Source organism: Bradyrhizobium sp. HKCCYLRH3061 (assembly GCF_051168015.1).
Lineage (GTDB): Bacteria > Pseudomonadota > Alphaproteobacteria > Rhizobiales > Xanthobacteraceae > Bradyrhizobium.
In genome coordinates this window covers 102331-111587 of the sequence record NZ_JBNPUE010000023.1, presented here as the reverse complement: position 1 = coordinate 111587, position 9257 = coordinate 102331, and the positions used below count along the sequence as shown (strand labels likewise).

The window sequence follows — 9257 nt, the reverse complement described above, 5'->3', positions numbered from 1 at the left end:
TGCTCACGGGGCCACCCCAACTTGCCAAAAACCCACAACAGTTGAGCCTCGCAATATGCGGAAGCTGAACCGGACAGTCGTGGGACAAGCCCGGCCATGACGTGCAAGACGTGAGGTCTGTCGCCTCACCGGCCTCCGGCTGCTCATTCACCAGAGCGCGAGCTACCCCTTGATGAACGCCAGCAGGTCCGCATTGATCACGTCGGCATGCGTCGTCGCCATGCCGTGCGGGAAACCGGGATAGGTCTTCAAGGTCCCATGCTTCAGCAGCTTGATGCCGATGCGCGCGGAGTCGTCGATCGGGACGATCTGGTCGTCCTCGCCATGCATCAGCAGCACCGGCACGTCGATCGCCTTGAGATCCTCGGTGAAGTCGGTTTCCGAGAACGCCTTGATGCAATCATAGTGTGCCTTGGTGCCGCCCATCATGCCCTGGCGCCACCAGTTGCGGATGACGCCTTCGGAGATCTTGGCGCCGTCGCGGTTGAAGCCGTAGAACGGGCCGGTCGGAATATCGAGGAAGAATTGCGCGCGATTGGCGGCGAGCGCCGTGCGGAAGCCGTCGAACACCTCGATCGGCAGCCCGCCGGGGTTCTTGTCGGACTTGACCATGACCGGCGGCACCGCGCCGAGCAGGGCGGCCTTGGCGACGCGACCTTTGCCGTGCTTCGCCACGTAGCGCGCGACCTCGCCGCCGCCGGTGGAGTGGCCGACATGGATGGCGTCCCTGAGGTCGAGCTTGGCGGCGAGCGCCGCAACGTCGGCCGCGTAGGTGTCCATCTCGTTGCCGGTCTCGGTCTGGCTCGAGCGGCCGTGGCCGCGGCGGTCATGCGCGATGACGCGAAAGCCCTTGTCGAGGAAGAACAGCATCTGCGCGTCCCAATCGTCGGACGACAATGGCCAGCCATGATGAAAGACGATGGGCCGGCCCGAGCCCCAATCCTTGTAGAAGATCTGCGTGCCGTCCGATGTCGTCACGAATCCTGAGCTCATGGGATGTCTGCCTTTCTCACTGGATGGAATCTGCCGCGTTCAAGGCGCGGCGTGATGGCGCTCCTCGTCGCGTCGATACGCAACCAAGGATGTCCGCTGCTACCTTAGCGACGGAGGGTGACGATCTCAGCAACACAGACTCGTGTGCGACATCGTTGCATCTCAACGGGACGCGCGATGGCTGCCCAATCCTGAGCGTAGCGGCATGCGTCGGCGGCGCATGACCTGCATGATTTGCGGGCTGCTTTGCGGTTCCGCGGCCGGACACCCGGTTTTTCCTCCTGGAACCGGGCAGGGCCGTCATTGCGCCCCGGCGCGTCATCGCATAAAGCGTGTTCCCAAATCGTTCAATTCAGCTCAAGCTCCTGGGCTAACCCACTGAAAGCTCAACGCTAATGGGAAAATCACTGATTCCGCCGGAGCCGGCGGAGATTCACGAGGTCGCGCTGCGCGAGGCGCTGGAGGAGCGCTATCTCGCCTACGCGCTCTCGACCATCATGCACCGGGCGCTGCCCGACGCGCGCGACGGCCTCAAGCCGGTGCACCGGCGCATCCTTTACGGCATGCGGCTGCTGCGGCTCGATCCCGGCACCGCGTTCAAGAAGTCCGCCAAGATCGTCGGCGACGTGATGGGCTCGTTCCATCCGCATGGCGACCAGGCGATCTACGACGCGATGGTCCGCCTCGCGCAGGACTTTTCCTCGCGCTATCCGCTGGTCGACGGCCAGGGCAATTTCGGCAACATCGACGGCGATAATCCGGCGGCCTATCGCTACACCGAAGCGCGCATGACCGACGTCGCGCGGCTGCTGCTCGAAGGCATCGACGAGGACGGCGTCGAGTTCCGGCCGAACTATGACGGCCAGTCCAAGGAGCCGGTGGTGCTGCCCGGCGGCTTCCCGAACCTGCTCGCCAACGGCGCGCAGGGCATCGCGGTGGGCATGGCGACCTCGATCCCGCCGCACAACGCCGCCGAGCTGTGTGACGCCGCCCTGCATCTGATCGAGAAGCCCGACGCCAAGTCGCGCGCGCTGCTGCGCTGGGTGAAGGGCCCGGACTTCCCGACCGGCGGCACCGTGATCGATTCAAAGGAATCGATCATCGAGGCCTACACCACCGGCCGCGGCTCGTTCCGCGTCCGCGCCAAGTGGAAGCAGGAGGAGGGCAACCGCGGCACCTGGATCGTCGTCATCACCGAGATTCCCTATCTCGTGCAGAAGTCGCGCCTGGTCGAGAAGATCGCCGAGCTGCTCAACGAGAAGAAGCTGCCGCTGGTCGGCGACGTCCGCGACGAATCCGCCGAGGACGTGCGGCTCGTGATCGAGCCGAAGTCGAAGAACGTCGATCCGGCGCTGATGATGGAATCGCTGTTCCGGCTCACCGATCTCGAGAGCAAGATTCCGCTGAACCTCAACGTGCTGATCAAGGGCAAGATCCCGAAGGTGGTGGGTCTCGCCGAGTGCCTGCGCGAATGGCTCGATCATCTGCGCGACGTGCTGCTGCGCCGCTCGAACTACCGCAAGAAGCAGATAGAGAACCGGCTGGAGATCCTCGGCGGCTATCTGATCGCCTATCTCAACATCGACGAGGTGATCCGGATCATCCGCACCGAGGACGAGCCGAGGCCGGTCCTGATGAAGACCTTCAAGCTCACCGAGGTGCAGGCCGAGGCCATCCTCAACATGCGCCTGCGTAGCTTGCGCAAGCTCGAGGAAATGGAGATCCGCACCGAGGACAAGAACCTGCGCGGCGAGCTCAAGGGCATCAATGCGCTGCTCGGTTCTGAGCAACTGCAATGGGCCAAGGTCGGCGAGCAGGTCAAGACGGTCCGCGACCTGTTCGGGCCGAAGACGCCGCTCGGCAAGCGCCGCACCAATTTTGCCGACGCGCCGGAGCATGACCTCGCCGCGATCGAGGAGGCCTTCATCGAGCGCGAGCCGGTCACGGTCGTCGTCTCCGACAAGGGCTGGGTGCGCACGCTGAAGGGCCACGTCGCCGATCTGTCGAACCTGCAGTTCAAGACCGACGACCAGCTCGGCCAGGCGTTCTTTGCCGAGAATACGTCCAAGGTGCTGCTGTTTGCGAGCAACGGCAAGTTCTACTCGCTCGACGTCGGCAAGCTGCCCGGCGGCCGCGGCCATGGCGAGCCGATCCGCATGTTCATCGATCTCGACCAGGATGCCTCGATCGTGTCGATGTTCGTCACCAAGGGCGAGCGCAGGTTCCTGGTGGCGGCGTCCGACGGCCAGGGCTTCATCGTCAAGGAAGAGGATTGCGTCAGCAACACCCGCAAGGGCAAGCAGGTGCTGAACGTGACCGCACCGGCGGAAGCGCGCGCGATCACCACCGTCCAGGGCGATCAGGTCGCGGTCATCGGCACCAACCACAAGATGGTGGTGTTCGGGCTCGACCAGGTGCCGGAGATGGCGCGTGGCCGCGGCGTCCGGCTGCAGAAATACACCAGCGCGCAGCTGTCCGACGTCACGACGTTCGAGCAGAAGCAGGGGCTCGCCTGGAAGGATTCCGCCGGCCGCGACCAGGGCCTGAGCTGGAAGGAATTGGCCGACTACCGTGGCAACCGCGCCGATGCCGGCCGCATCGCGCAGGGCCTGCCGAAGTCGAACAAGTTCAACCGGCCGATCGAGTAGCGACGTAATAGTATCCGTCCGGCGGCCGTCTATATCAGACAGCGGGCGATCGCGAGGTGCGCGATCGCCCGGAGACATGTTGGATGGCGCACTCGCATTCTCATCATCCCGACCATGATCATTCCCATGATCATGGCTCCCCGCACGCCCATGGCCACGCCGGCCACAGCCACGCGCCCGCCAGCTTCGGCACGGCGTTCGCGATCGGCGTGTCGCTCAACACGGCCTTCGTCATCGCCGAGCTCATCTTCGGCTATGCCGCGCATTCGCTGGCGCTGATCTCGGACGCCGTCCACAATCTCTCCGACGTGATGTCGCTGCTCCTGGCCTGGGGCGCGCTGTGGCTGTCGGGCCGGCGGCCGACCGACCGCCACACCTATGGCTATCGCCGCGCCTCGATCCTGGCCGCGCTGATCAATGCCGGCCTGCTGCTGCTCGTGGTCGGCGGCATCGCCGTTGAGGCCTTCGACCGCCTGCGCAATCCGGACGAGGTCGCCGGCACGACCGTGCTGTGGGTGGCTGCGCTCGGCATCGTCATCAACGGCGCCACCGCGATGCTGTTCATGCGTGGCCGCGACACCGACCTCAATATTCGCGGCGCCTACCTGCACATGGCCGCCGACGCCGCCGTGTCGTTCGGCGTGGTCATCGCGGCGCTGGTGACGATCTGGACCGGATGGCTGTGGGTCGACCCGGTGGTCAGCCTGATCATCGCGCTCGTGGTGCTCCTGAGCGGCTGGGATCTCGCCCGCGACAGCGTCAATCTGGCGCTCGACGCCGTGCCGCGCGACATCGCCCTGCCGGCGGTACGCGATTATCTCGCCTCCCTCGACGGCGTCAGCGAGGTGCACGACCTCCACGTCTGGGCGATGAGCACCAACGAGACCGCGTTGACGGCGCATCTGGTAAGGGCAGGCGGAACGGATGATGCCTTCCTGCATCGCGTCTGCGCTGAGCTGTCCCATCGCTTCAATATCCAGCATCCCACCCTGCAGATCGAGGCCGATGGCTGCGCCTGCAAGCTCGCTCCCGCCGACGTGGTGTGAGCAGTACGCGAATGTGCCCTCGGCACGCAACGACTGGACAGCCCATGCCCGTGACGATCTTCCACAATCCCGCCTGCGGCACGTCGCGCAACACGCTCGCAATGATCCGCGCCTCGGGTGAGGAGCCCGAGGTGATCGAATATCTGAAGACGCCGCCGAGCCGCGAGCAGCTGATCGCGCTGATCAACGCGATGGGCGTCAAGGTGCGCGACGTGCTGCGCGAAAAGGGAACGCCCTATGCCGAGCTTGGGCTGGGCGATCCCAAATGGACCGACGACCAGCTGATCGAGGCGATGCTCGCGCACCCCGTCCTGATCAACCGGCCGATCGTGGTGACCAGCAAGGGCGCGCGGCTCTGCCGCCCGTCCGAACTCGTGCTCGACCTGCTCGATCATCCCGTCTCCTCCTTCACCAAGGAGGACGGCGAGGTGGTGAGCCGGCCTGGCTGAAGCTTTCCGGATCGTGACGCGTTGGTGAGTTGAAACCATGGATACGGCGACCCGTCTCGAAGTGGCGAACTGGCTCGTGGCTCAGAGCCTGACCGGCATGCCGGAAAACGAGATCCTGCGCGGCTTCTGCGAGCGCTGCCGCGCGGCCGGACTCGAATTGTCACGCAGCCTCGCGATCATCGACACGCTGCATCCGATCTTCGAGGGGCGTGGCTTCCGCTGGAACGATTTCGACACGAACGAGGCCGACAGCTTCGAATATGGCTCCAGCAATGAGGGAGAGGCGGCACAGAACTGGCGGCGCTCGGTCTTCCACCACATGCTGGAGAACGGCCATGACGAGTTCAGCATCGACTTCCTGAATTGTGCGCATCTCGATTTTCCGATCATCGAGGAGCTTACCGCACAGGGGCATCGGCACTATCTCGCCTTCGTGCACCGGTTCGGCGAAGCCGGCACGCTCGGCCAGATGGACTGCTTCTATTCGAACTGGCTGACGCGGCGTGACGGCGGCTTCACCGACACGCAGGTCGGCGCGTTGCGCGACCTTGTCCCGCTGCTCGCGCTGACGATCAAATCCGCGCAGCAGGTCGACATCGTGCGAACCCTTGGCCGCGTCTATCTCGGCCGCGATGCGTCGGAGCAGGTGCTGCGCGGCCGCATCTCCCGCGGTGTCACCGAGCGCATCAATGCCGTGCTGTGGTTCTCCGACCTGCGCAGTTCGACCGCGATCAGCGAGAGCATCTCGCCGGACGAGATCATCCCGCTGCTCAACGACTATGCGGAGGCGTCGATCGACGCGATCTACGAGTCCGGTGGCGACGTGCTGAAGCTGATCGGCGATGGCGTGCTGGCGATCTTCACCGGCGGCGACATGGCCTCGGCCCGTCACGCCGCGCTGCGCGCCGAGCATCGCTTTCGGCTGAACATCCTGAAGCTGAACGCACGGCGCGCCGGCGAGGGACGGCCTGTCACCTCGGCCTATGTCGGCCTGCATGTCGGTGAGGTGTTCTACGGCAATATCGGCAGCGAGGACCGGCTCGACTTCACCGTCGTGGGACCGGCCGTCAACGAGGTCAGCCGCATCGCCTCGATGTGCCGCTCGGTCGATCGCGAACTGTTGGCATCCTCCGAATTTTGCGAGGGGCTCGACGGCGAAGGTCGGCGCTATCTGGTGTCGACCGGGCGCTACGCGCTGCGCGGCATCGGCCGCGCGCAGGATCTGTTCACGCTGGATCCGGACATTGCCGGCAGCGCCTCGGCCACGCGGGCCTACGAGAACTACCTGGCGGACGAGATGTCGCACCCTTGACCCACGTCAATGCCCAGCAGAAGCGAGTCTGCCCAGCATTCTCCGCCGGGAGATGAAAGCTCATGTACAAACATATTCTGCTGCCGACCGATGGCTCCGATCTGTCCAAGGCCGCGATCAAGCACGGCATCGCGCTCGCCAAGGCGACCGGCGCCAAGGTCACGGCGCTGGTGGTGTCGACGCCGCTGCATTCGCTGGTCGTCGATCCCCACGCTGCGACCAAGGCGCTCGCGCAATACAAGTCGTTGGTGGCCGATCAGACCGCGAAATATCTCGATCATGTGAAGGACGATGCCGAGCAGGCCGGCGTGGCCTGCGCCACGCTGTGCGTCGAGCACGACAAGCCCTATGAGGCGATCGTCGAGACCGCGCGCAAGCAGCATTGCGATCTGGTGCTGATGGCCTCGCACGGGCTGCGCGGCGTGTCGGCGATCCTGGGCAGCGAGACCTTGAAGGTGCTGACGCATTCGACCGTGCCAATCCTGGTCTATCGCTAGGCGGGCTGCGGCTCCGGCTGGCGCGCGATCGCGACGACCGGCGAGGCGAGGATGACGAGCGCCTGCAGGCCGAAGATGGCGGCGACGAGGTAGAGACAGATGTCGGCGCCGTAGCGGCCGCCGACGACCGCGCCGAGCAGCGAGCCCAGTGGACGGGCGCCGTAGCTCAGGATGTTGATGGCCGAGACGCGCCCGAGCAGGCCGGCCGGCGTCACCGACTGCCGCAGCGTGGTTGTCGAGATCACCCAGAGGATCGGTCCGGCGCCGAGCAGGAAGAAGCTGAGCGCGGCCAGGAGAGGCGAGGGGATGACCGTGGTGAGCGCCATCACCAGCGCCGCGGTGAAGCCGGTGACGGGGCCGAGCCCGATGACGGTGCCGAACGGCAGAAGCCGCATGATGCGCGTCGCCAGCAGCGCGCCGCACACCATGCCGACGCCGAACATCGACAGCACCGTGCCGACGCCTCCCGCCGACAGGCCAAGCCGGTGGACTGCATAGGGCACGAACACCGCGAGCAGCAGGAAATGCGCCGTGTTGAAGATGAACTGGGTCACGAACACCGGCCGCAGCAGCGGATGTTGCAGCACGAAGGCGGCGCCCTCCCGGATGTCGGCGAGCGGATGGCGGCGCGGCACGGGCGCGCGGGCGGGCTCGGCGATGCCGGCCAGGCAGGTGGCTGCGACCAGCGAGAGCGCCGCGGCGCAGCCGAAGGCGGGCGCGCCGCCGATCCAGCCGACCAGCACGCCGCCGAGCGCAGGCCCCGCCGCAAAGGCGATGGTGCGGGCAAGCTCGATGCGCGCATTGGCAGGCGCCAACTGGGCCGGGGCGACGAGGCTCGGCACCACGGCCGGCGCGGCGACGCTGAACACGACCGTGCCGCACACCGCTGCGAATCCGAGCGCCGCCAGCAGCGGCAGCGTGAGCACGCCGGCCGCCAAGGCGATGAGGATCGCGAGCAGCGCCAGCGCGCGAAGCGTCTCGGCCATGGCCATCAGCAGCCGTCTCGGCATCCGGTCGGCGAGCAGCCCCGCAGGGATCGCGAACAGCACGAAGGGCGCGGTCAGCGCCGTCTGCAGCAACCCGGTCTCGCCCTCGCCGACACCGAGCGCGAGCACCGCGACGATCGGTGCTGCGGCGAGCGCGATCTGCTCGGCCGATTGCGCGGTGAGGTTGGACCAGGCGAGGCGGTGGAAGGCGGCGGGCAGGGCGGAGGGAGACATGAACAGGAACCTGTTGTGATGATGCGGCCATCATCACTGCGCCGCCTCCTTGCGCCCACCCGCTTCCTGATCTCCTGCATCGCCCCTCGCGCGGCGGACGGCCTATGCCGCGGTCGGTGCCTCGGCCAATCCCCATTCCGGAGGCAGCGTGCGGAACGCCAGATGCGTGCCCGCATTCAGCGGCGCCGTCTTGAAGCCGAACCGGTGCCAGGCCAGCGCCAGCGCATGCTGGGTGTAGATCGAGATGTGGCCGTTGCGCGGCGCGACGTACCACCAGGACATGCCCTGGCTGTCGAAATCGTCCGGCTGGGTCAATGTGGAGTAGAACACCGCGCCGGGCTCGGCCACGCAGGCCGCCATGGCTCCGATCGTCGCCAGCGGATCGGGAACGTGCTCGAGGGTCTCGAAGCAGGTCACGAGATCGAACTTGCGATCGGGGCGGGTCGCGTGCTCGGCCACCATCGGATCATAGGTGACCGCTTCGGCAAAGCCTTGAGCGCGCAGGCCGGTGCAGAACAGGTCGTTGCCGCCGCCGAAGTCGAGCACCCGCATCCCGGCCTTGTGCGGCGCCCAGAAGCGGGCCACGGCCGCCGCATTGTCGGTTGGCCGCTTGATCCGATAGTCTGGATCCACGGCTTCGTAGCCGTCGTTGTAAATGTGGGTCTTGAACTGCTCGATGCCCCAGTCGTCGAAGGCGTCCGTAAACAGGAAGCCGCAATCCGAGCAGCGCCGGTAGTAGATCGGCACGCCGGCCAGCGGCGGGCGATGTGCATGGGCCGTCTGGCAGGGGCGGTTCATGTCGACCACGCCGTAGAGAGAGGCAGGACCGTCACAGATCTTGCAGGGCACGGGCGCGTTCGTGACCGGTCGGAGACCGAGTTGGGGGGAGAGCATGTTGGATCCCGTCAGTGGGGCAGTGGCACCCGTCGCCGGCGGCACGCCGCGAGGGCCGCGCGCGAATCGGCAGCAACAGGCTCTCGCGATGATGAAGCGGTATCGGAGGATTTCCAGCCTCTCTGCGAGGCGCAGCCATAGGCGGGAGACGCACTTGCAAATAAGTTGCATTAAAGCTCGGTTTCGTCCAGGATGATG

8 protein-coding genes are annotated in these 9257 nt (G+C 66.1%); 5 read left to right on the top strand and 3 right to left on the bottom strand.

Going from position 1 to position 9257, the window contains the following annotated elements; genetic code table 11:
• Positions 1–162: 162 nt before the first annotated feature.
• The gene (locus ACQR2C_RS29260; RefSeq protein ID WP_434874833.1) at positions 163–993 is read right to left on the bottom strand and encodes an alpha/beta fold hydrolase; all 831 of its coding nucleotides are present in this window, start codon (positions 991–993) and stop codon (positions 163–165) included.
• A 395-nt stretch (positions 994–1388) separates the two neighbouring features.
• On the opposite strand from ACQR2C_RS29260, the gene parC reads away from it, so the two are divergent.
• The 5 genes from parC to ACQR2C_RS29235 all read left to right on the top strand — a co-directional run bounded on the left by parC (position 1389) and on the right by ACQR2C_RS29235 (position 6945).
• Positions 1389–3641 carry a DNA topoisomerase IV subunit A gene (gene parC, locus ACQR2C_RS29255; protein WP_434874834.1) on the top strand — a complete coding sequence of 751 codons (2253 nt, stop codon included), beginning with the start codon at positions 1389–1391 and terminating at the stop codon, positions 3639–3641.
• 83 nt (positions 3642–3724) lie between these two features.
• Positions 3725–4687 (top strand): cation diffusion facilitator family transporter, encoded by a 963-nt coding sequence (locus tag ACQR2C_RS29250; protein ID WP_315805840.1) that lies wholly within the window; start codon positions 3725–3727, stop codon positions 4685–4687.
• Positions 4688–4731: 44 nt separating this feature from the next.
• On the top strand, positions 4732–5136 hold the full coding sequence (gene arsC / locus ACQR2C_RS29245) for an arsenate reductase (glutaredoxin) (protein WP_434874835.1): 405 nt from the start codon (positions 4732–4734) through the stop codon (positions 5134–5136).
• A 37-nt stretch (positions 5137–5173) separates the two neighbouring features.
• Entirely contained in the window at positions 5174–6448 is a 1275-nt protein-coding gene (locus tag ACQR2C_RS29240; protein ID WP_316181550.1) for an adenylate/guanylate cyclase domain-containing protein, read from the top strand.
• A gap of 62 nt (positions 6449–6510) precedes the next feature.
• Positions 6511–6945 carry a universal stress protein gene (locus tag ACQR2C_RS29235; protein WP_315805837.1) on the top strand — a complete coding sequence of 145 codons (435 nt, stop codon included), beginning with the start codon at positions 6511–6513 and terminating at the stop codon, positions 6943–6945.
• Here ACQR2C_RS29235 and ACQR2C_RS29230 read toward each other — a convergent pair.
• Both ACQR2C_RS29230 and ACQR2C_RS29225 read right to left on the bottom strand, forming a co-directional pair.
• Positions 6942–8165 (bottom strand): MFS transporter, encoded by a 1224-nt coding sequence (locus ACQR2C_RS29230; protein ID WP_434874836.1) that lies wholly within the window; start codon positions 8163–8165, stop codon positions 6942–6944. The genes ACQR2C_RS29235 and ACQR2C_RS29230 overlap by 4 nt on opposite strands.
• 102 nt (positions 8166–8267) lie before the next feature.
• Positions 8268–9059 carry a class I SAM-dependent methyltransferase gene (locus tag ACQR2C_RS29225; protein ID WP_315805835.1) on the bottom strand — a complete coding sequence of 264 codons (792 nt, stop codon included), beginning with the start codon at positions 9057–9059 and terminating at the stop codon, positions 8268–8270.
• Between the last annotated feature and the right edge of the window lie 198 nt (positions 9060–9257).

What these genes read in the sequence shown, in the direction of transcription:
- ACQR2C_RS29260 (WP_434874833.1), bottom strand. Translation starts at nt 993, where the DNA reads ATGAGCTCAGGATTCGTGACGACATCGGACGGCACGCAGATCTTCTAC.
- parC (WP_434874834.1), top strand. Translation starts at nt 1,389, where the DNA reads ATGGGAAAATCACTGATTCCGCCGGAGCCGGCGGAGATTCACGAGGTC.
- ACQR2C_RS29250 (WP_315805840.1), top strand. Translation starts at nt 3,725, where the DNA reads ATGGCGCACTCGCATTCTCATCATCCCGACCATGATCATTCCCATGAT.
- arsC (WP_434874835.1), top strand. Translation starts at nt 4,732, where the DNA reads ATGCCCGTGACGATCTTCCACAATCCCGCCTGCGGCACGTCGCGCAAC.
- ACQR2C_RS29240 (WP_316181550.1), top strand. Translation starts at nt 5,174, where the DNA reads ATGGATACGGCGACCCGTCTCGAAGTGGCGAACTGGCTCGTGGCTCAG.
- ACQR2C_RS29235 (WP_315805837.1), top strand. Translation starts at nt 6,511, where the DNA reads ATGTACAAACATATTCTGCTGCCGACCGATGGCTCCGATCTGTCCAAG.
- ACQR2C_RS29230 (WP_434874836.1), bottom strand. Translation starts at nt 8,165, where the DNA reads ATGTCTCCCTCCGCCCTGCCCGCCGCCTTCCACCGCCTCGCCTGGTCC.
- ACQR2C_RS29225 (WP_315805835.1), bottom strand. Translation starts at nt 9,059, where the DNA reads ATGCTCTCCCCCCAACTCGGTCTCCGACCGGTCACGAACGCGCCCGTG.